Below are 20,954 nucleotides of genomic sequence, written 5' to 3' on the forward strand. Positions count from 1 at the left end.
AAGAGGTCACACCCGTTCCCATCCCGAACACGGAAGTTAAGCTCTTCAGCGCCGATGGTAGTTGGGGGTTTCCCCCTGCAAGAGTAGGACGTCGCCGGGCACCATGGATAACACAAAACGAGATGATTCTAAAGAATCATCTCGTTTTGTGTTATCAGCATGTTTTTTTAAAAAAATCAAAGCACAAATGCATAGAGAAAATGTAGTCATTACCAGCGAGTGGGTAATGATTTTTTGTTTGTCTAGACTCCAGTGCCTAGCCCCTCGAGTCGCTTTTGTCCTGTAGTAAAGGCAAAAACACCTTTACTACAGGTCTTTCAGCGCTTGTCGGGGCTAAACAGGCGCTTGCGCTTTTGTTCTTAGTCGTGATTAGTTTAACTGAAAGTGAGCCGGAAACATACTAGTCCAAATGAAGACTATTGAGCCTCCCTTACCAGTATATTGTGTAAGTAAATGGTTAATCGACAGACGTTGGTTGTACTGGTTATATGATCGGTCTGAGATACTATATAATAGAAGGAAAGGAAGCGTGATTTACAATGAAAGATCCTAGTCGGCCGCTAATTGAAGCGTTAATTAAATTCAAAGAAGCAGATCCGATTTCATTCCACGTGCCTGGGCATAAGGGGGGAATACTTTCTGGTTTACCGACCGAGTTACGAGCGGCTCTTCAATATGATTTCACTGAGCTAGAGGGTCTTGATGATCTTCATGAGCCGAGTGGTGTAATTGAAGAGGCGCAGCGAAAGCTGTCATTACTCTACGGTTCGGATCAGAGTTTCTTTCTTGTGAATGGTTCAACGGTGGGGAATTTGGCGATGGTTTATGCGGCGTGTCGTGCGGGTGAAACGGTTATTGTTCAGCGCAATGCACATAAGTCGATTTTCCATGCCATTGAGCTGACTGGCGCAAGGCCGGTGTTTGTGTCACCGGTTTGGGATGTGTCTACAAAAACAGCGGGGGGCGTGACGGCTGTGCAAGTCGGTGAGGCACTCAAGGCTAATCCTGACACCAAGGCTGTTATTCTTACATATCCGACGTATTATGGCCTAGCAGGGAACGAACTGGAAGAGACTATCAATCTTTGTCATACATATGGAGTTCCGGTCTTGGTAGACGAGGCACACGGTGCGCATTTTGTTGTAGGAGAACCATTTCCTCGTTCGGCGCTTCAGATGGGGGCGGATGTAGTTGTACATTCAGCACACAAAACACTGCCTGCGATGACGATGGCTTCTTTTTTACATGTACGCTCAGATTTTATAGCTACAGAAAAAGTTGCCCGTTATTTAGGGATGCTACAGTCCAGCAGTCCATCTTATTTGTTGATGGCCTCACTAGATGATGCACGAGCCTATGCGGAGTCTTATAATGAAGAAGATAAAAAATACTTCGCGGAACAGCGGGTGGCTTTTATTAAACAACTAAAACTCATTCAAGGACTTCAAACGGTTGAAACGGATGATCCGTTAAAGCTCATTTTGCGAATTAAAGGTTATTCCGGTTTTGATATACAAAAAAGGCTGGAAGCGGAAGGGATATACGTGGAAATTGCAGATCCTTATCAAGTGCTATTCGTGTTACCGTTACTTAAAGTGGAATCGACCTATCCCTTCGATGAAATTCACGAGAAAATGAAAACTGCGGTTGCTTGTTTGAATCAATTGGATAAGATAATAAGTACAGTAGAAGCACCATCACTTGGAGAGGGACTATCTTGTCTGGCTTACACGTTCGAGGAAGTGGCGAATATGGAGGTGGAGTGGATTCCTTATGTAGATTCTGTAGGTCGTGTGGCGGCTGCTTCCATTATTCCCTATCCGCCGGGTATTCCGCTTTTAATCGCCGGAGAGATTGTAAAGGATAAGCATGTTCACACTCTTGGAGAGTTGCTTCAAATGGGGGCGAAGTTTCAGGGCAAGATTCGAATTAATGAAAAACAGATAGTTGTAGTAAAGAATAGAGTGGAGGAATAACATGATACAGAAAGGTGTATTCATCACATTTGAAGGGCCTGAAGGGGCTGGAAAAACAACAGTCATCAAAGAATTATATAAACGTATGGAAGAACAAGGATTGAAGGTTATTCTTACGCGTGAACCGGGTGGAATTCGTATTGCGGAGAAAATCCGTGAAATCATCCTCGATAATGATCATCAGGAAATGGATGCGAAGACGGAAGCGCTTCTCTATGCAGCTGCAAGAAGGCAGCATCTCGTTGAAAAAGTAGTTCCTGCACTTGAGGACGGAATGGTTGTCTTATGTGATCGTTTCATTGATAGTTCACTAGCCTATCAGGGGCATGCGCGCGGACTTGGAATCGATGAGGTTCTATCTATTAATGAGTTTGCTATCAGCGATACGATGCCGGATCTGACGGTCTTTTTTGATATCAAACCAGAACTAGGACTAGCGCGAATTGCGGCAAATGATAAGCGTGAAGAAAATCGATTGGATAATGAAAGTATCCAATTTCATCAACATGTTTATGAAGGTTATCAGGAGCTCATCCGCCGTTACCCAGAACGGATTCGATCAACGGATGCTTCGCTCTCTAAAGAGCAAGTAACGGAAAATGTTTGGGAAATCATATGCTCCCGACTCATTAAATAGACTGATTCATGATATAATGGTTGGAAAGCGGAAAAGGGGAGATTATCGTGAAATTGATTGTGGCAGTTGTACAGGACCAAGACAGTAACCGGTTATCTACGGCTTTGACCAAAGGTGACTTCCGAGCGACGAAATTGGCTAGTACGGGAGGATTTTTAAGGTCGGGGAATACGACGTTTCTAATTGGTACCGATGAAGCCCTCGTTCCGAAGGCACTTGAACTTATTCGAGAAAATTGCCGTTCACGAGATCAAATGGTAGCTCCAGTTTCTCCGATGGGTGGAAATGCAGACTCTTACATTCCTTACCCGGTTGAGGTCGAGGTTGGCGGTGCCACCGTATTCGTCCTTCCAATTGAACATTTCCATCATTTTTGATGTTTTGACGAATAAGAGGTGAACCTAAGTGAAAGTCAATAGTGACTATCGGTCAGGCCTCGATAAGATGAGGAACGACCCTTTACATTCATCTCAAGGTGGAGCGCGGTTTGGCCAAATGGTTGTAAAACAAGAGCAGCGCCTCCAAGGAGAGCAAGTTACTAAGCTCCTCGGCGATATTTCATCAGCAGGCGACAGAATAGCCCGTTCACGCAATTTGCGTGATATGGCTAAATTTAAAATGCTAGTTCGACGTTTTCTTAAAGAAGCCGTTGAATCAGGAATGGGACTTAAACAGTCTCATACATGGAATCGTTTCGGTGAGGGACGCAGGTTGAAAATTGTCGAAACGATAGATGAGAGGCTTATTGAGTTGGCAGAAGACTTGTTGAATGAAGAAAAAACATCTGTCGATCTATTAGCTAAAATTGGTGAGATTAAAGGGTTACTCATCAATCTATACATGTGATTCCGTGTTTTCTGTCGTTTAAGAAACACGGTTTTTTTGAACACGGAGGTGTGTGCTTATGCAAGATGAAATGAATAACCGGCTTGTAGTTGAGCAAAAAAAAATAACTGAACGATTAAGTTCTTCCTATAAAAATGGGCGAATTGGACATGCATATATGTTTGACGGTGAACGTGGAACAGGAAAAGAAGCAGTTGCACTTTTTTTTGCCAAACTCCTTCTTTGTGCTAGTCCTGAAAACTTTGTTCCATGTGAAACATGCCATTCTTGTCGCCGAGTGACGTCTAGTAATCATCCAAACGTAACGCTTATTCGGCCGGATGGGCAGGATATCAGAAAAGAACAGATGTCCAATCTCGTTTATAGCATGACAAAAAAGGGTTACGAGGCAGGTAGGAAAATATATATCATTTCCAGGGCAGATAGGATGAACGTTGCTGCGGCAAATACGCTTCTCAAGTTTCTTGAAGAACCTGAAGGTGATGTAACGGCAATTCTTTTAACGGATTCGTATCAATCGATATTACCGACGATCCAATCACGTTGTCAGCGCTTATCTTTTCTACCACCATCTAGAGAAATGATGATTAGTGAGCTAGTCGAAAAGGGTATTACGTCTTCAATGGCAGCGACAGTTACGATGGTCACAGCTAATCTGGATGAAGCTTTTCGACTTGCCGGAGATGATCAATTTGCACACATGCGAAAAACAGTGTTAAAATTGGTTGAAGCATCGGATAGACATGTCCATGAAGCGTTGTTATTCATTCAATCGGAATGGGCCCCTTTATTTAAAGAGAAGGAAGAGACTGAGAGTGGACTGGATTTACTGCTTTATGCTTACCGAGATGTGGTGGCATCCAAAGCAGGTTTGCAGTCAACAGCGGCATTTCCTGATCAGCAAGAACTAATTAGAGGCCTTTCGATGAAGATGACATATAGCCGGTTGTCTGCTAATATGGAGGCAATATTGCAGTCGAAAAAGCAATTGCACGGCAATATGAATCGCATGCTTTTAATGGAACAATTGGTGCTCAGCATGCAGGAGGGGTTACTTGTTGTATAAAGTTGTAGGTGTCCGTTTTAAGAAAGCGGGTAAAATATATTATTTCGATCCACTTGAATATACGCTCGACGAAGGTGACTATGTCATCGTTGAAACAGCACGTGGAATTGAATACGGTAAAGTTACAGGTAAGGTAAGAGAAGTCGGTGAGAATGATGTTGTATTGCCACTCAGAAAGATCATTCGTCCGGCGCAAACGGAAGACCTCGAAAAAGTAGAGGAGAATCGTCTTGAGGCTGAACGGGCTTTTAGTACAGGTGTAGAAAAGATTATAGAACATGCGCTAGAGATGAAGCTGGTTGATGTCGAGTATACATTCGATCGAAACAAGATTGTCTTTTACTTTACGGCTGAAGGCCGAGTTGACTTTCGAAATCTTGTTAAAGATCTTGCCTCGATATTCCGAACACGTATTGAACTGCGACAGATTGGTGTACGTGACGAGGCGAAAATGCTTGGTGGCATTGGACCATGTGGTCGAATGCTTTGCTGTTCGACATTCCTCGGTGATTTTGAACCGGTTTCGATAAAAATGGCAAAAGATCAGAACTTATCACTTAATCCATCAAAAATATCAGGTTTATGTGGACGTCTTATGTGCTGCCTGAAATATGAGAACGATGATTACGAAGAAGCGAAAGCGCTTATGCCAGACGTAGGAACACGCGTCCAAACACCTGAGGGGCCTGGAAAAGTAGTTGGTTTGAATCTACTTGAACGCCTTCTACAAGTAAGCATGGCAGAGCAGGATCTGGTACTAGAGTATACGTTGGAAGAAATAATGGAACAACAAAACAATATGGCTCAATTGATTAAATAATGAGGTGGGATAGTTGAAAGAAAAGAGTTTTCTGGATAGGGTTATGGAATTCGAGCAAGAACTCGAATCTATGCAAAAGCAATTCCGCGAATTGATTGGATTCGTCGCGCAGATGACGGAAGAGAACCATTCGCTTCAACTCGAAAACCATCATTTGCGCAAGCGGCTTGAAGAAATAGACAAACAAATTGATGAAGAAGCACAGACAATCAATACAAGGCAACATCGGAAGAAAACGAATAAAATAGACGTTGGAGAAGGCGTTGATAATTTAGCGCGCCTATATAATGAAGGATTTCACGTCTGTAATGTCCACTACGGTGGTATTCGTAAAGGGGAAGACTGTCTGTTCTGCCTCTCATTCTTAAATAAACAAAACGTGTAAAGCCAGCCGATCCTATTGCAACGTAGGCATCGGCTTTTCTTTTATTGTAGGCGCACTCGTGGTGAACTTAAGTTGTGTTCCTTAATTCCGCGCCTTACGCATTTCTATTATGGAGGAAAGTATTATGGATGAAATTTTACAGGATGATGAACGACTTGATTACTTATTAGCGGAAAGTCTGCGGATTATTCAAAGTCCGTCAGTATTTTCATTTTCTTTGGATGCGGTATTACTAGCGCGATTTGCATATGTCCCGCTACAACAGTCCGGGAAAATTGTAGATATATGCGCAGGTAACGGAGCAATTCCGTTGTTTTTAAGTGCCAGAACAAACGCTACTATTATTGCCATTGAATTACAGGAACGGCTTGCAAATATGGCGGAAAGAAGTGTCCAGTATAATGGATTGGAAAGTAGGATCCAAATCATTAATGGCGATGTCATTGGTATTGCGGAAAAAATCGGCTATGAAAAATACGATACAGTAACATGTAACCCTCCCTACTTCCCAGCGCACGAGGCAAGTGACAAGAACTTGTCGGAGCATATGGCAATTGCCAGGCATGAAATCCATCTAACACTTGAGCAGGCCATCCAGTCGTCAAGCGAATTGTTAAAGCAGGGCGGCAAAGCGGCGTTTGTCCACCGGCCAGGGCGTTTACTCGACATTGTCACTGCAATGCGCGCAAATCGACTGGAGCCGAAACGGATACAGTTTATTTATCCGAAAGAGGGTAAAGAAGCAAATACCTTGCTGATTGAGGCGATTAAAGACGGTAAGCCGGATTTAAAAGTATTACCTCCTCTCTATGTGTATGGTGCTGATAATGAATATACGGAAGAAGTGAGGCTCCTCCTTTATGGACAAAATGGGTGATCACTTATTTTATGTATTAGAATGCAAGGATGGGTCCTACTATGCTGGTTACACGAATGATTTGGAAAAGCGTATTCGTGTACATAATGAAGGCAAGGGCGCTAAGTATACGCGTGCAAAACTACCTGTGCAATGTATTTACCACGAAAAATTCGAAACGAAACGCGAAGCTATGCAGGCAGAGTATCAATTTAAACAACTGAAGAGAAATGCAAAAGAGATTTATATTGGAAAGGGGCAAAACGTAAATGAAGTCACAGAAAAGTGCTGAACCAGGTGGCGGAAAACTGTTTCTGGTTGGGACACCAATCGGTAATCTTGAAGATATGACATACCGAGCGATTCGTATCCTTAAAGAGGTCGATATGATTGCGGCAGAAGATACGCGAAATACAATCAGATTATGTAACCATTTTGAAATTAAGACATCGTTAACGAGTTATCATGAACATAATATTGAAGTCGGCGGAGAAAAGATTTTGGCAATGCTGGCGGATGGAAAGACAGTTGCACTCGTGAGTGATGCAGGTATGCCATGCATTTCTGATCCAGGAGCGGACATTGTAGCCAAGGCAATTAGTGCGGGGTATGACGTAGTTCCTGTTCCAGGTGCGAATGCAGCAATCAGTGCGCTAGTTGCCTCTGGGCTAGTACCGCAACCATTTATGTTCTTTGGATTTTTATCACGACAGAAGAAGGCCCGGAACATTCAATTAGACGATTTAAAACAACGAGAAGAGACGGTCATTTTGTATGAGGCACCTCATAGGCTAAAGGAAACCTTACGTGCGTTACAAACGAGCTTCGGTGGGACACGCTCTATTGTCCTTGCAAGGGAATTGACAAAACGTTTTGAGGAATTTCTTCGTGGAACGCTTGAAGAGGCTGTTTTATGGGCAGAATCAAACGAAATACGTGGCGAGTTCTGTATTGTTATCGAAGGCAGTGACGGGGTTATTGTGGAAGAGAAAGAGGAGTGGTGGAACGACTTAGAAATCCGTGATCACGTGACAGAATTGATGGAAAGAAAAGATCTTCGTTCAAAAGAGGCAATCCGTGAAGTAGCAAATTCTCGTGGGTTGAGCCGCCGCGATGTTTATAAAGAATTTCATGTTGAAGATGAATAAACGGCATTTGTTTTTAGCTTAGGAAACAATAAAACCATGTACTGTGGATAAGCTGCAATATAGAGATTTCACGTCCAGACTCCAGCGCCCAGAGGGTTGGGTCATAAGTCAGTCCGTCTGTGTGACAAAGAACGCCGCTTCGCCAGCCTGTCTTATGCCTGTCGCATCTGATCAGGCGCTTGCGCTTTTGTTCTTTTCAATGTAAAAAATCCAGAACGGTTAACCGGTCTGGATAGTAGTAGTATAAACTTACTTTTTCAAGCTATCTTCAATTTCAGTGATGAGTTGTTTTGCGCCTTCGGGGCTCAAAATTAACTTACCGCCAATAAGACTCAAATTATCATCAGACACATCGCCCGTAATCGAGCATGTCATATTCGGCATATATTTCTTTAGGATGATTTTATCTTCATCAACGTAAATTTCCAAAGCATCTTTTTGTGCAATACCAAGCGTACGGCGTAATTCAATTGGAATTACTACACGTCCAAGTTCATCGACTTTTCTTACAATACCAGTTGATTTCATTATATTAACTCCTCTCATACATTTAGTTTCGTCAAAATTCGACAAAATTCTCTTAACAACTTTTATCATACCAAGTCTTCCAATTAACGTCAATGCCACAAGCTTAAAACTATGAGAAAAATAGTAGTTATTTAAAAAGAAGCGCTTAAATTCGACAAGAATAGACTAATAGACATGAAAATAACGATGACGTTAGCTATTGTCGAGGAATATCATTGTATCGCGAGTAGGCTTTAGATAGAATAGATAATACATACTTATACACTGGAGGAATATTCGTGGCTGATAAGAATAAGACTTTTTATATTACAACGCCTATTTATTACCCAAGCGGCAAATTTCATATTGGTACCGCATACACAACTGTGGCTTCTGACGCGATGGCTCGTTACAAACGACTGCGCGGGTATGATGTCCGTTTCCTTACTGGAATGGATGAGCACGGTCAAAAGATCCAGGAAAAAGCGCAAGAAGCTGGACTACCACCTCAGGAATTTGTAGACGGTATCGCAGAGACAGCGAAAAAGGTTTGGAATACAATGGACATTTCATATGACGACTTCATCCGTACGACGGAAGAGCGCCATAAAGTCATTGTTGAAAAGGTCTTTAAAACATTCCTTGATAATGGCGATATTTATAAAGGGGAGTACGAAGGATGGTATTGCCTGCCTTGTGAAACATACTTTACGGAAGGGCAGCTTGAAAATGGCAACTGTCCTGATTGTGGACGCCCTGTCAAAAAAGTGAAGGAAGAATCATATTTCTTCAATATGAAGAAGTATGCCGGAAGACTACTGAAATTTTATGAAGATAATCCAAAGTTTATCGAACCGGAATCGCGTAAAAATGAGATGATTAATAACTTTATCAAACCGGGGCTGGAAGACTTATCTGTTTCCCGTATGTCGTTTGATTGGGGAATAAAAGTTCCGGGGGACCTGAAGCATGTCATTTATGTATGGGTCGATGCGTTGACAAACTACATCACGGCGCTTGGCTATCAGTCAGATGACGATTCGTTATTCAAAAAGTATTGGCCGGCGGATGTCCATGTTGTTGGAAAAGATATCGTTCGTTTCCATACAATTTATTGGCCGATTTTCTTAATGGCACTTGATTTGCCGTTGCCGAAGAAAGTATTTGCACATGGTTTCATCATGATGAAAGACGGGAAAATGTCGAAATCTAAAGGTAACGTTGTCTATCCCGAAATGCTTGTTGAGCGCTACGGACTTGATGCGACACGTTATTTCCTTCTTCGAGAATTGCCGTTCGGGCAAGATGGTGTATTCTCACCCGAATCATTTGTAGAGCGGACGAATTATGATCTAGCAAACGACCTTGGAAACTTATTGAACCGATCAATTTCGATGATCAATAAATATTTCGACGGGGAGATTCCGACACAAGCTCTTGTCGCTACAGACTTCGATGACAGCTTGACAAACTTCATGACAACTACGGTTGGAAAATACGAAGCGTCAATGGAGAAGATGCAGTTTAGTGCTGTCCTTGGCGATTTATGGGCTCTTATATCACGGACCAACAAATACATCGATGAGACGTCTCCGTGGGTACTGGCGAAGGATGAGGCGGATAAAGGTAAACTAGCGTCTGTGATGATGCATCTAGCAACGTCACTCCGTCACATTGCTGTATTATTGCAACCGTTCATGACGGAAGCGCCTAAACAGATCATGACGCAACTGGGGCTGGATGAAAAACTGCTTGCTTGGGATACGCTAGGCAATTTCAACGCCATTCCAACTGGCACAAAAGTCGTAGAAAAAGGTGTTCCAATCTTCCCACGCCTGGATGCGGACGTTGAAGTAGTTTATATCCGTGATCAGATGGCAATTACTGCACCGGCTGAAAATACGCCTGCTGAGCAACCTGCAAAAGTGGAGGTTGAAGAGGCAGTAGCAGCTGAGATTTCAATCGATGATTTCCTAAAAGTCGATTTACGCGTTGCGACAGTAACTGCTTGTGAAAGAATTCCGAAAGCAGATAAACTGCTCAAGCTCCAATTGGATATGGGCTATGAGCAGCGACAAGTTGTATCAGGCATCGCAGAACATTACGAACCCGAGGCACTTGTCGGACAGAAAGTAATTGTTGTTGCTAACTTGAAACCTGTAAAATTACGCGGGGAGCTATCCCAAGGCATGATTTTAGCAGGAAAATCGGATGGTATTTTGAAACTTGCATCAGTTGACCAGTCACTTGAAAATGGTGCACAAGTTAAATAACAATAGAAACGGCGTCCCTCATGGAAACGCCGTTTTTCTTTTTTATAAGTAATTCCCTATATAGAATATATGTCTAAAAGTAGGAACTGAGCGAAGGCTCCTTACAAGGGGAAGCCGAAGTGGATTTGAAGGAACTCTTTATGTAACTAATATAGAAAGCGATAGAAGTCTTAATTTGTTCGATTAAAACAAAACGATTGTGAGGCGAAAATAATGTTTATAGATACACATGTCCATTTAAATGCAGACCAGTATGAAGAAGATATAGGTGAAGTGATTCAACGTGCCCAAGAGGCCGGCGTTGTCAAGATGGTGGTTGTCGGATTTGATCGCAAGACGATTTTGAAGGCGATGGAACTGACTGAACAGTATGCTTTCATTTACGCCGTTGTCGGTTGGCATCCCGTAGATGCAATTGATTGCACGGAAAAAGACTTGGAATGGATTGAATCACTCGCCGCACACCCTAAAGTGGTCGGTATTGGGGAAACAGGACTTGATTATCATTGGGATAAATCACCGCGAGATGTGCAGCAGGAAGTGTTCAGAAAACAGATTCGGCTTGCTCAGAAAGTGAACCTGCCGATTATTATCCATAACCGGGACGCAACGGCGGATGTCGTTCGTATCTTGAAAGAAGAAGAAGCTGAAAAAACAGGAGGAATTATGCATTGTTTTGGTGGAAGTGTCGAGACCGCAAAAGAGTGCATAAATATGAATTTCATGATTTCATTGGGGGGGCCTGTTACGTTTAAAAATGCAAAGGCGCCAAAACAAGTTGCAACGGAAATTTCGCTTGATCATTTATTAATCGAAACAGATGCGCCTTACCTCGCACCTCATCCATACCGTGGAAAAAGGAATGAACCGGCATGGGTGACGCTTGTAGCGGAAGAAATAGCGAGACTAAAAAGTATTCCTGTTGAAGAAGTTGCAAAAAGAACGACAGCAAATGCTTTGAATATATTTAACATAACATGAATAAGATGTTAGGTGGTTTTCCATAATTTTCATATAAGGGGCCCCCTAATTTTGTTATGCATCAAAGCCAAACGGGTTGACATGACGAAGAGTACCCTTTATAATCAGCCGAGTGATGAAGGAGGAGTTTTTTTCGTGCCAAAAAATACCATGAAAAACCTGTTCTATAAGTCATTGAGGAGTAAAAAAGTAGCGATTACCGCAGTTTTGCTAACGCTATTTGTTACTGTTATTTCACTTGTTCTCTTTGAAGGAACAAAAAAATCGATCACGCTGGACGTGAACGGTGAAGAACTTAACATTAAAACGCACGCACATACAGTTGGCAACCTGCTTTCCGAACAGGAAATTGAAGTTGCCAAACATGATCTAGTAATGCCCTCAGTGAATACACCTATCGAAGATGGTCTATCGATTAAGTGGGAACAGTCGCAACAAGTTGTAATAAATGTCGATCAGGATACCAAATCCATTTGGACGACTAATCATAAGGTTAAAGAGGTGCTTGCTGAAGCGGGTATTGAAATTTCCAAGAATGATGTTGTAAACCCAGTGCTGGATGAACGGCTAGGGAAAGAAAATAGCATTACCGTCCAAAAAGCTTTTGAAGTTACGTTGAATGACGGCGGGGAAGAAAAGAAGGTCCGGTCAACTTCGACTACGGTCGCTGACTTTTTAAAGAGAGAGAACATTCATTTGAATGATGACGATCGTCTGAATAGAAAGGCAGATGGGTATCTAAAGCCTGGTTCTATAGTGGAGGTCGTACGAGTGGAAAAAGTCACCGATGTAGTGGAAGAACCGGCGAACTTTGCAGTTGAAACACGCAACGATCCATCTTTACTGAAAGGGCGCGAAAAAATCGTCCAGGCGGGAAAAAAAGGAACGGTTTCACGGAAGTTTGAAATTGTTAAAGAAAATGGGAAAGAAGTTTCCCGTAAGTTGCTAGAAGAGAAGTCAATTAAAGAACCACAAACAAAAGTCGTTGCAATCGGCTCGCGGGTGATGGTTGCAAGTGCATCAGTAGGGATGTCTAATTCGAAAACTGTATCGCGTAATGATTCATCTGCGGAAGGCGGGGAGTTCTACGTAACCGCTACGGCCTATACAGCGCATTGTAATGGCTGTTCTGGAATTACACGTACAGGTATTAATTTACGTGCGAACCCCAACTTGAAAGTCATTGCAGTCGACCCAAGCGTTATCCCGCTCGGTTCTAAAGTGTGGGTTGAAGGATACGGCTATGCAGTCGCAGGGGATACAGGCGGCGCAATCAAAGGCAAGAAAATTGACCTGCATGTACCGACAAAAAGCGATGCCTATAAATTCGGCCGACGCCAAGTGAAGATTAAAATCATCGATTGACATATACATCCGCAGGACTGAAATTAGTCCCGCGGATTATTGTGTTAGAGCTTGCTTCTGCTGAAGTAAGCTCAGCCTCCGGTGTGTGTCCCAAATGTTGAATTGCGCCGAGGCCTAATTGATCACCCACCCATCTGTACATCCGCTTGCGGTCAGAGTAGAATTAGGGGAAGAATGCAATGGGAATGAGGATTTTTGTGAACATTAAGGAAATTATTGTTGTTGAGGGCAAGTCAGATACAGTCGCCGTAAAACGGGCAGCGGGTGCAGATACGATCGAAACGAACGGTTCTGCAATTGACGAGTTAACACTCACGCGTATTCGTCATGCACAGGAAACACGAGGCGTCATCGTATTCACGGATCCCGACTATCCTGGGAGAAGAATCCGTGCCATTATTGAAGAGCGTATTCCGGGCGTTAAACACGCTTTTCTTGAAAAGAAGCTGACGATTGCCAAAAATGGATCGGGGCTTGGGATTGAGCATGCGCATGATGAGCATATACGGGCGGCGCTAAGTGCGGTTTACACAGTGGATGACCAGCCTGTTGTTGATATTCCACTAGCTGACTTGATGACGGCTAGGCTTATCGGGCATCCCGATGCAAAAAGGCGGCGTGAACGCTTAAGCGAGCTGTTGCAAATCGGTCAAGTGAATGGCAAAGGATTAAAGAAGCGGTTGGAAATGTTCCGAATTGGATATGATCGATTGGGAGAAGTATTAAAGGTTCTAGACGAGGAGGAAACGGAAAAAAATGAATAAAGATATCGCGACTCCGGTCAGGACGAAGGAAATTCTCGCTAAATACGGTTTTTCGCTCAAAAAGAGTTTAGGTCAAAACTTCTTGATTGACCCCAATATTTTACGTAATATCATTTCGCACGCAGGTTTATCCGAAAAAACGGGTGTTATTGAAATTGGACCAGGAATTGGTGCACTAACAGAACATCTTGCAAGAAGCGCGGGGAAAGTGGTCGCTTTTGAAATTGACGGACGCCTCCTTCCTGTATTGGAAGATACCCTGTCGCCTTATGATAATGTAACAATCGTTCATCAGGACATATTGGAAGCTGACCTTCTACAAGTAATGCAGGATCACTTCGCGGATTACGAGGATGTTGTTGTCGTTGCAAACTTGCCTTATTATGTGACGACGCCAATTATCATGAAATTCTTGCTCGGCAAAGTTCCGGTAGCAGGTATGGTAGTGATGATGCAGAAAGAAGTGGCAGATCGCATTACAGCGGTTCCTGGGACAAAAGCATACGGTTCTCTGTCCATTGCAATTCAGTACTATATGGATGCGGAAGTGGCTATGATTGTACCGAAGACGGTATTCATGCCGCAACCAAATGTTGAGTCAGCTGTTCTGCGTTTGACGAGAAAAGAAACAGCACCAGCAAAAGTAATAGATGAAGACTTTATGTTTGTAGTGTCTAGGGGTTCGTTTGTCCAGCGCAGGAAGACAATCTTGAACAACTTGCAATCGTCACTTCCGAATGGCAAGTTGAAGAAAGAAGTGATATTGAAAGCTTTCGAACAAATCGGCATGGATCCTGGCCGACGCGGGGAAACACTGTCAATAGAAGAGTTTGCCAACCTGTCAAATGTCTTGTATGAGGACTTCTTTGAGGAAAAGAAAAAAAGACAGAGTTAGAACGATTTTAGTAGATAAATACCCTTTTTTCTAATAAAAAGATTGACAAAGTAGACAAGCAATTGTTAAAATGAAGATTTTAATTGACAGAAACTTTTAAAAGTGTTATGCTTATACTTAGTGAGGTGTAAGCGACGTGCCAAAAACATTAGCGGACATTAAGAAGTCATTGGATTCTCATCTGGGAAAACGTTTGCACTTAAAAGCAAACGGTGGACGGAAGAAGACAATCGAGAGAGCGGGAGTGCTGCGAGAAACATATCGTGCAGTATTCGTAGTTGAACTTGACCAGGACGAAAATGCGTTTGAAAGAGTATCTTACAGCTATGCAGATATTTTAACCGAAGCGGTTGAAATAACAATTCTTGAGGGTGCAGATCCTACTGCATTCATTATCAAATAATTACGGCATTTATGATTTAATTCATTTTTAAACAACATCTGTGCGAGCATTCTGAAATTGAATGTCTTGTACGGGTGTTTTTTTATTCATTTGGTTCATACTACGATTGTCAGCCAAAAGGAGGAAAACCGAATGGCGAGAAAACGTGGCATAATGTCTGAAGGCTTGAAAGTAGAAATTGCGAAAGAGCTTGGATTTTATGATGTTGTGGAGCGAGAAGGTTGGGGCGGCATCAAATCACGCGACGCAGGCAATATGGTGAAGCGAGCAATTGAAATGGCCGAACGAGGAGTAGCACAAAAGAAATAACGCTATGAATTACCCATTATCCAACTAACAGGCTGACAAAAGAAGAGCTGGATCCGGGGGCATCAAAACATCCGGTTCAGCTCTTCTTTTCATTGCTTAAAAATTTGTAGTTATAGATATGATAGATTGTGTTTATGCTTGATAGGCGTTTTTAAATGGTCGGTCGCGTATCCACATTTGTTATGAAAACGAGGCTTTCAAAAATCAGTTACCCAAATATTATCATTTCACAGCGCAAATAATTCACCCTATGGTAAAATAGAGGGACACAGACTAGCTGGAAGGGAGGGAGCCGGATGCTTTATGAAAAGGCACCTGCAAAAATCAATTTAACACTCGATGTACTACATAAGCGCCCGGATGGTTTTCATGAAGTCGAAATGATTATGACCACGGTCGATTTAGCGGACAGAATCTGGCTTCGTCCGACAGATAACGGAAAAATTATCATCAAGGCATCAGAACGGCATGTACCCAATGACCGAAAGAACTTGGCTTATCAAGCAGCTGAATTGTTACAAATTGAATGTGGGATTACAAATGGTGTTGAGATTACGTTAGAAAAAAGTATTCCAGTCGCTGCTGGGCTAGCGGGCGGAAGTTCGGATGCCGCTGCTACATTACGGGGATTGAATAGGCTATGGGATTTAAGGTTAAGCGTCAAAGAACTTGCGAAGCTCGGTGCGCGGATTGGTTCGGATGTTTCATTCTGTGTACACGGTGGAACAGCACTCGCGACAGGTCGCGGGGAAATAATCGAAACTTTGCCAGCTCCACCAAACTGTTGGGTTATCCTTGCCAAACCGGCAATTTCGGTTTCGACAGGAGATATATATGGAAATCTAGACTTATCTACGATTGATCATATCGATACGTTAGGCATGATTGAAGCATTACGAGCGGGAGATTACGATGAAATGTGCATGTCGGTCGGGAATGTCTTAGAAACCGTCACAATGGATCTGTATCCGCAAGTAGTCGTTCTGAAAGAGCAGATGAAAAGGTTTGGTGCGGATGCGGTTTTAATGAGTGGTAGCGGCCCGACGGTTTTCGGTCTCGTTAAACACGAATCCAGGGTGCCGCGAATTTATAATGGGCTAAAAGGGTTCTGTCCAGAGGTATATGCGGTTAGAATGGTCGGTGGACATACAATTCTTGATTAAACACGTACGATTGTGGTAATGTACATTAAAATATTCGGATTTAGGAGATGATACTATGAAGTGGAAAAGGAGCGAGCGGCTTGTAGATATGACTAGCCAATTGTTGGAATCACCACATGAACTTATTCCACTGACCTTCTTCTCCGAACGTTATCAAGCAGCAAAATCCTCAATTAGCGAGGATTTGACGATTGTAAAAGAAACGTTTGAGGAAAAAGGCACAGGGAAACTGGTGACGGTTTCCGGAGCGGCGGGAGGAGTGAAGTTCATCCCGAAGATGGCAGAACCTGACGTTCGTGAAGTGATGTCGATTCTAATGGAGAAACTTGGTCATTCGGATCGATTGTTGCCAGGCGGTTATTTATTCATGACGGACCTTCTTGGCAATCCGCGCATTATGGATCGCGTAGGTAAAGTATTCGCTTCAGCGTACGCGGAGACAGACATTGACGTGATTATGACGGTCGCGACAAAGGGAATCCCGATTGCCCATGCAATTGCGCGTCATCTGAATGTCCCAGTCGTTGTCGTGCGCCGCGATAGCAAGGTGACTGAGGGACCAACAGTGAGCATCAATTACGTATCTGGTTCAAACAGGCGTATTCAAACAATGGTATTATCGAAGAGAAGCATGCAAAGTGGGCGTAAGGTCCTCATTACAGACGATTTTATGAAGGCAGGCGGTACGATGCTTGGCATGAAGAGTCTTCTCGAAGAGTTCGGTTGTGAGCTGGCGGGTATTGCCGTTCTAGTAGAATCCGATCATGCCGGAGAGATTCTGGTCGATAACTACCTATCTCTCGTCAAGCTTCATGCAGTAAATGAAAAGAATGGCACCATCGAGTTAGAAGAAGGAAACTATTTTGTGGAAGGTGGAAAATAATATGAATTATGTAGCGACAGAAAATGCACCACAGGCTATTGGACCTTATGCACAAGCGGTTAGTGTGAACGGAATGGTATATACATCCGGACAAATTCCATTGACGCCGGAAGGATTGCTTGTTGAGGGGACTATCGAAGACCAAACACACCAAGTGTTTGCTAATTTAAAAGAAGTGCTGAAAGCAGCAGGTTCATCTCTGGATAAAGTAGTCAAAGCGACTGTTTTTATTAAAGATATGAATGAATTTGTTGCTGTCAATGACATTTATGCACACCATTTCGGGGCTCATACACCTGCACGATCAACTGTTGAAGTTGCTAGACTACCGAAAGACGTAAAAATTGAAATAGAAGTTATTGCTCTAGTAAGCGAATAACAGATACCCACCCAAATACCACTTGGGCGGGTTTTTTATTTGTGTGTCATTCGAAATGTTTAAATAATTGTGATTATAAAGAAGGGAAACGCTTACTTTTGTGGAATATAGTCGTCATGCGCTGTAAAGACAAAAGGAGTGGTAAGAGATGGAAGTAACAGATGTGAGGTTGCGGAAGATGGAAACGGATGGAAGGATGAGGGCGATTGCTTCGATTACGATTGACGATGAATTTGTCGTACACGATATTCGGGTTATCGATGGAAATGAGGGATTGTTCGTAGCGATGCCGAGTAAACGGACACCTGATGGGGAGTTTCGTGATGTAGCACATCCGATTAATACAAGTGCTCGAACAAAAATCCAAGATGCGGTAATGGCGGCATACCACCTGTCCGCAGAAGAAGTAGTATTTGAAGGGGCTGGCGCATGATGTGGCGTCCTCGTTTCCATTCATGCTTATCATGAAGTAATATAGACCGCCAGTGGTTAAAAGGGTAGTTTTTTCTTTGCTTAAGAAACGATAAAGTTTTGTACTGTGGATAGTTTACAACGATAGAAGTTTCACGTATAGACTCCGAGTACCTAATTCTCGGAGGCCTGCAGAATGTGGGTTACGCAGCGAAGGGAGATTAAACTACATTTCTCTTTGTTGCCACGTGACGTGGCAAACTTAGGCTGTGTTCACTTGCAGATGTCCTGCGCTTTGTTTTACATGGGGATTTTGTGGTTTTCAAAAGCGAAGAAAAAAAGAAAAAAATAATGATAAAAGATTGTAATCAACTTGTCAAGAGTTATGAGGTTGAAAAATAGCCCGTTTTCAGCTATAGTCAATAGTGAAAACATTAGAGGGGGATTCGCCTTCATCCCTCATTCACGGGGGCTATTAAATGACAAATACATATGCCGTTGTCCTGGCTGCAGGGCAAGGTACACGGATGAAGTCCGATTTATATAAAGTGCTGCATCCCGTTTGTGGAAAACCAATGGTCGAACACGTAATTGATCATATACGCGGTCTTGGTATCAGTCGAATTGTTACGATAGTTGGACATGGTGCAGAAACGGTAGAAGAAACGCTTGGGGAGAAAAGTGAATATGCCTTACAGCAAGAGCAATTAGGTACAGCACACGCTGTCCAGCAGGCTGAGAGGCTTATTGGTGACTTAGATGGCACTACGATGGTTGTATGCGGAGATACGCCGCTCATTCGCTCTGAAACGATGGAGGCATTGATTGCGCATCATAAGGCAACGGGCGCAAAAGCAACAATTTTGACGGCTTATGCGGATGATCCAACAGGATACGGGCGCATTATCCGGGGAGAGAATGGTCAAGTTCTCCGAAATGTTGAACAGAAAGATGCAACTCCCGAAGAGCAAAAAGTAACGGAAATCAATACAGGGACCTATTGCTTTGACAATCGGACACTTTTCGAAACGTTGAAAAAAGTGAAAAATAATAATATGCAGGGAGAATACTATCTCCCAGATGTAGTTGGTATTTTGCAATCCGAAAGTGCGCTCGTTTCAGCATACGTGACGGGGGATTTCAGTGAGACACTTGGTATCAATGACCGGGTAGTCTTGGCAGAAGCAGAGTGTGTCATGCGCAGACGTATTGCTGAAAAGCATATGCGTAACGGTGTTACTATAATCAACCCTGAAAACACCTATATAAGCGCGGAGGCTGAAATTGGCCGAGATACAGTTCTTCAACCTGGAACGATGATTGAAGGGCATACTGTTATCGGTAACAAATGCGTAATCGGACCGAATAGCCAGATTGTTAATAGTGTAATTGGTGATCGTACAACCGTGCATTCATCTGTTGTTTTGTCTAGCAGAATTGGATCGGTTACGGCAATCGGACCGTTTGCACATATCCGCCCGGATTCTAATCTTGGTGATAGTGTGAAAATCGGTAACTTTGTAGAAGTGAAAAAATCGACACTAGGTGAAGGCAGCAAAGTGTCACATTTGAGTTATATAGGTGATGCCAAAATTGGATCGCATGTAAATGTGGGGTGCGGTACAATTACCGTCAATTACGACGGCAAGAATAAACACCTTACAACGATTGAAGACGATGCGTTTATCGGGTGTAATTCCAATTTAGTCGCTCCGGTTACAGTTGGAAAAGGTGCATATGTAGCAGCTGGATCGACAATTACTAAAAGTGTGCCAGAAAGTTCACTTGCAATTGCACGTGCGCGCCAGGAGAATAAAGAAGGATATGCAAACAAACTAAATCTCAATTAAACAGGGGGAACATGATGGCTAATCACTATCCTAACGATAAACTAAAGATATTTTCTTTGAATTCGAACCAAACACTTGCGGTGCAAGTAGCGGAAAAAATCGGACGCCCACTAGGCAAATGCTCGGTCAAGCAATTCAGTGACGGGGAAGTCCAAATCAATATCGAAGAAAGTATCCGTGGCTGTGATGTATTCGTCATCCAGTCGACATCGTACCCTGTCAATGAAAATTTGATGGAACTTCTTATTATGATTGACGCTTTGAAACGCGCATCAGCACGCACAATCAATGTTGTTATGCCTTATTACGGCTACGCGCGCCAAGATCGTAAAGCACGTTCACGTGAACCGATTACAGCGAAACTTGTTGCGAATTTACTTGAAACAGCGGGAGCGCATCGCGTCATTGCAATAGATCTGCATGCACCACAAATCCAAGGTTTCTTCGATATACCAATCGATCATCTCGTAGCTGAGCCAATCCTTACAGAATACTTTAAAGGAAAAGGCTTTAACATTGATGAACTTGTCATTGTATCACCGGATCACGGCGGTGTAACGCGTGCGCGTAAGATGGCGGATCGCATGAAAGCCCCTATAGCGATTATTGACAAACGTCGCCCACGTCCAAATGTTGCTGAAGTGATGAATATTGTAGGCAATGTTGAAGGGAAAACAGCAATCCTAATTGATGATATTATCGATACAGCAGGGACAATCACAATTGCGGCGAGCGCATTAATCGAAAGTGGAGCAAAAGAAGTGTATGCTTGTTGTACACATCCAGTGTTATCAGGACCAGCAATCGAACGAATTGACAATTCCCAAATCAAAGAATTGGTTATTACAAATTCAATTGAGCTTCCGGCAACGAAAACATCTCCAAAAATCAAGCAACTTTCCATTGCTTCATTGCTTGCAGAAGCAATCGTGCGTGTGTTCGAAGAGAAATCTGTTAGTACATTATTTGAGTAAATTGAATTTAGATGTTTCATGTCGCTTGTCATTGGGTATTTATTAATCAACACAACTTTTTTT

At 42.9% G+C, this 20,954-nt stretch carries 24 protein-coding genes and 1 rRNA gene; 24 read left to right on the forward strand and 1 reads right to left on the reverse strand.

All coding sequences use genetic code 11. The annotated features are described in order from the left end of the window. From rrf to rsmI, 11 genes are all read left to right on the forward strand, one after another. Positions 1-100: ribosomal RNA gene (gene rrf / locus I2484_RS12215) — 5S ribosomal RNA — on the forward strand; the annotation flags it as partial. Positions 101-539: 439 nt separating this feature from the next. Next, entirely contained in the window at positions 540-1,976 is a 1,437-nt protein-coding gene (locus tag I2484_RS12220; protein WP_207151306.1) for an aminotransferase class I/II-fold pyridoxal phosphate-dependent enzyme, read from the forward strand. Between the two features lies 1 nt (position 1,977). After that, a complete protein-coding gene (tmk, locus tag I2484_RS12225; RefSeq protein WP_207151307.1) occupies positions 1,978-2,613 on the forward strand; it encodes a dTMP kinase in 636 nt (211 codons plus the stop codon). Positions 2,614-2,660: 47 nt separating this feature from the next. Further along, positions 2,661-2,990 carry a cyclic-di-AMP receptor gene (locus I2484_RS12230; RefSeq protein WP_179393560.1) on the forward strand — a complete coding sequence of 110 codons (330 nt, stop codon included), beginning with the start codon at positions 2,661-2,663 and terminating at the stop codon, positions 2,988-2,990. Between the two features lie 28 nt (positions 2,991-3,018). Beyond that, positions 3,019-3,459, forward strand: a complete 441-nt coding sequence (locus I2484_RS12235; protein WP_067213763.1) for a YaaR family protein — start codon at positions 3,019-3,021, stop codon at positions 3,457-3,459. A gap of 58 nt (positions 3,460-3,517) precedes the next feature. Continuing rightward, entirely contained in the window at positions 3,518-4,525 is a 1,008-nt protein-coding gene (gene holB / locus I2484_RS12240) for a DNA polymerase III subunit delta' (RefSeq protein WP_207151308.1), read from the forward strand. After that, the gene (locus tag I2484_RS12245; RefSeq protein ID WP_207151309.1) at positions 4,518-5,345 is read left to right on the forward strand and encodes a PSP1 domain-containing protein; all 828 of its coding nucleotides are present in this window, start codon (positions 4,518-4,520) and stop codon (positions 5,343-5,345) included. The genes holB and I2484_RS12245 overlap by 8 nt, the downstream gene beginning before the upstream one ends. Positions 5,346-5,415: 70 nt before the next feature. Continuing rightward, a complete protein-coding gene (locus I2484_RS12250; RefSeq protein ID WP_481886407.1) occupies positions 5,416-5,730 on the forward strand; it encodes an initiation-control protein YabA in 315 nt (104 codons plus the stop codon). Positions 5,731-5,854: 124 nt separating this feature from the next. After that, positions 5,855-6,607, forward strand: coding sequence for a tRNA1(Val) (adenine(37)-N6)-methyltransferase (locus I2484_RS12255; RefSeq protein ID WP_207151311.1), 753 nt, complete (start codon positions 5,855-5,857; stop codon positions 6,605-6,607). Then, entirely contained in the window at positions 6,591-6,878 is a 288-nt protein-coding gene (locus tag I2484_RS12260) for a GIY-YIG nuclease family protein (RefSeq protein WP_207151312.1), read from the forward strand. The genes I2484_RS12255 and I2484_RS12260 overlap by 17 nt, the downstream gene beginning before the upstream one ends. Then, positions 6,856-7,734, forward strand: a complete 879-nt coding sequence (gene rsmI, locus I2484_RS12265) for a 16S rRNA (cytidine(1402)-2'-O)-methyltransferase (protein ID WP_207151313.1) — start codon at positions 6,856-6,858, stop codon at positions 7,732-7,734. Before I2484_RS12260 ends, rsmI begins: the two co-directional genes overlap by 23 nt. Before the next feature lie 249 nt (positions 7,735-7,983). On the opposite strand, the gene I2484_RS12270 is transcribed toward rsmI, so the two are convergent. Continuing rightward, complete coding sequence (locus I2484_RS12270; protein WP_186673315.1) at positions 7,984-8,262, reverse strand: AbrB/MazE/SpoVT family DNA-binding domain-containing protein; 279 nt, start codon at positions 8,260-8,262, stop codon at positions 7,984-7,986. Between the two features lie 278 nt (positions 8,263-8,540). On the opposite strand from I2484_RS12270, the gene metG reads away from it, so the two are divergent. The 13 genes from metG to I2484_RS12335 all read left to right on the forward strand — a co-directional run bounded on the left by metG (position 8,541) and on the right by I2484_RS12335 (position 20,891). Continuing rightward, on the forward strand, positions 8,541-10,514 hold the full coding sequence (gene metG / locus I2484_RS12275) for a methionine--tRNA ligase (protein ID WP_207151314.1): 1,974 nt from the start codon (positions 8,541-8,543) through the stop codon (positions 10,512-10,514). A gap of 213 nt (positions 10,515-10,727) precedes the next feature. Next, positions 10,728-11,495, forward strand: coding sequence for a TatD family hydrolase (locus I2484_RS12280; RefSeq protein WP_207151315.1), 768 nt, complete (start codon positions 10,728-10,730; stop codon positions 11,493-11,495). A gap of 135 nt (positions 11,496-11,630) precedes the next feature. Next, positions 11,631-12,860, forward strand: a complete 1,230-nt coding sequence (locus tag I2484_RS12285; protein ID WP_207151316.1) for a ubiquitin-like domain-containing protein — start codon at positions 11,631-11,633, stop codon at positions 12,858-12,860. 197 nt (positions 12,861-13,057) lie between these two features. After that, the gene (gene rnmV, locus I2484_RS12290) at positions 13,058-13,624 is read left to right on the forward strand and encodes a ribonuclease M5 (RefSeq protein ID WP_207151368.1); all 567 of its coding nucleotides are present in this window, start codon (positions 13,058-13,060) and stop codon (positions 13,622-13,624) included. Further along, on the forward strand, positions 13,617-14,519 hold the full coding sequence (gene rsmA / locus I2484_RS12295) for a 16S rRNA (adenine(1518)-N(6)/adenine(1519)-N(6))-dimethyltransferase RsmA (protein WP_207151317.1): 903 nt from the start codon (positions 13,617-13,619) through the stop codon (positions 14,517-14,519). Before rnmV ends, rsmA begins: the two co-directional genes overlap by 8 nt. 136 nt (positions 14,520-14,655) lie before the next feature. Beyond that, the gene (gene veg / locus I2484_RS12300) at positions 14,656-14,922 is read left to right on the forward strand and encodes a biofilm formation stimulator Veg (RefSeq protein WP_067213752.1); all 267 of its coding nucleotides are present in this window, start codon (positions 14,656-14,658) and stop codon (positions 14,920-14,922) included. A gap of 132 nt (positions 14,923-15,054) precedes the next feature. Then, the gene (locus I2484_RS12305; RefSeq protein WP_207151318.1) at positions 15,055-15,231 is read left to right on the forward strand and encodes a small, acid-soluble spore protein, alpha/beta type; all 177 of its coding nucleotides are present in this window, start codon (positions 15,055-15,057) and stop codon (positions 15,229-15,231) included. 296 nt (positions 15,232-15,527) lie between these two features. Continuing rightward, positions 15,528-16,394 carry a 4-(cytidine 5'-diphospho)-2-C-methyl-D-erythritol kinase gene (gene ispE, locus I2484_RS12310; RefSeq protein ID WP_207151319.1) on the forward strand — a complete coding sequence of 289 codons (867 nt, stop codon included), beginning with the start codon at positions 15,528-15,530 and terminating at the stop codon, positions 16,392-16,394. 55 nt (positions 16,395-16,449) lie between these two features. Then, on the forward strand, positions 16,450-17,277 hold the full coding sequence (purR, locus tag I2484_RS12315) for a pur operon repressor (RefSeq protein WP_207151320.1): 828 nt from the start codon (positions 16,450-16,452) through the stop codon (positions 17,275-17,277). Position 17,278: 1 nt separating this feature from the next. Further along, a complete protein-coding gene (locus I2484_RS12320) occupies positions 17,279-17,656 on the forward strand; it encodes a RidA family protein (RefSeq protein WP_186673332.1) in 378 nt (125 codons plus the stop codon). A 148-nt stretch (positions 17,657-17,804) separates the two neighbouring features. Beyond that, the gene (gene spoVG / locus I2484_RS12325; protein ID WP_186673333.1) at positions 17,805-18,089 is read left to right on the forward strand and encodes a septation regulator SpoVG; all 285 of its coding nucleotides are present in this window, start codon (positions 17,805-17,807) and stop codon (positions 18,087-18,089) included. 457 nt (positions 18,090-18,546) lie between these two features. After that, positions 18,547-19,917: a bifunctional UDP-N-acetylglucosamine diphosphorylase/glucosamine-1-phosphate N-acetyltransferase GlmU gene (glmU, locus tag I2484_RS12330; protein WP_207151321.1), complete on the forward strand. Its 1,371-nt coding sequence runs from the start codon at positions 18,547-18,549 to the stop codon at positions 19,915-19,917. A gap of 14 nt (positions 19,918-19,931) precedes the next feature. After that, positions 19,932-20,891: a ribose-phosphate diphosphokinase gene (locus tag I2484_RS12335; RefSeq protein ID WP_207151322.1), complete on the forward strand. Its 960-nt coding sequence runs from the start codon at positions 19,932-19,934 to the stop codon at positions 20,889-20,891. Positions 20,892-20,954: the final 63 nt, after the last annotated feature.

The sequence above is a fragment of the Sporosarcina sp. E16_8 genome, assembly GCF_017347095.1.
GTDB lineage: Bacteria > Bacillota > Bacilli > Bacillales_A > Planococcaceae > Sporosarcina.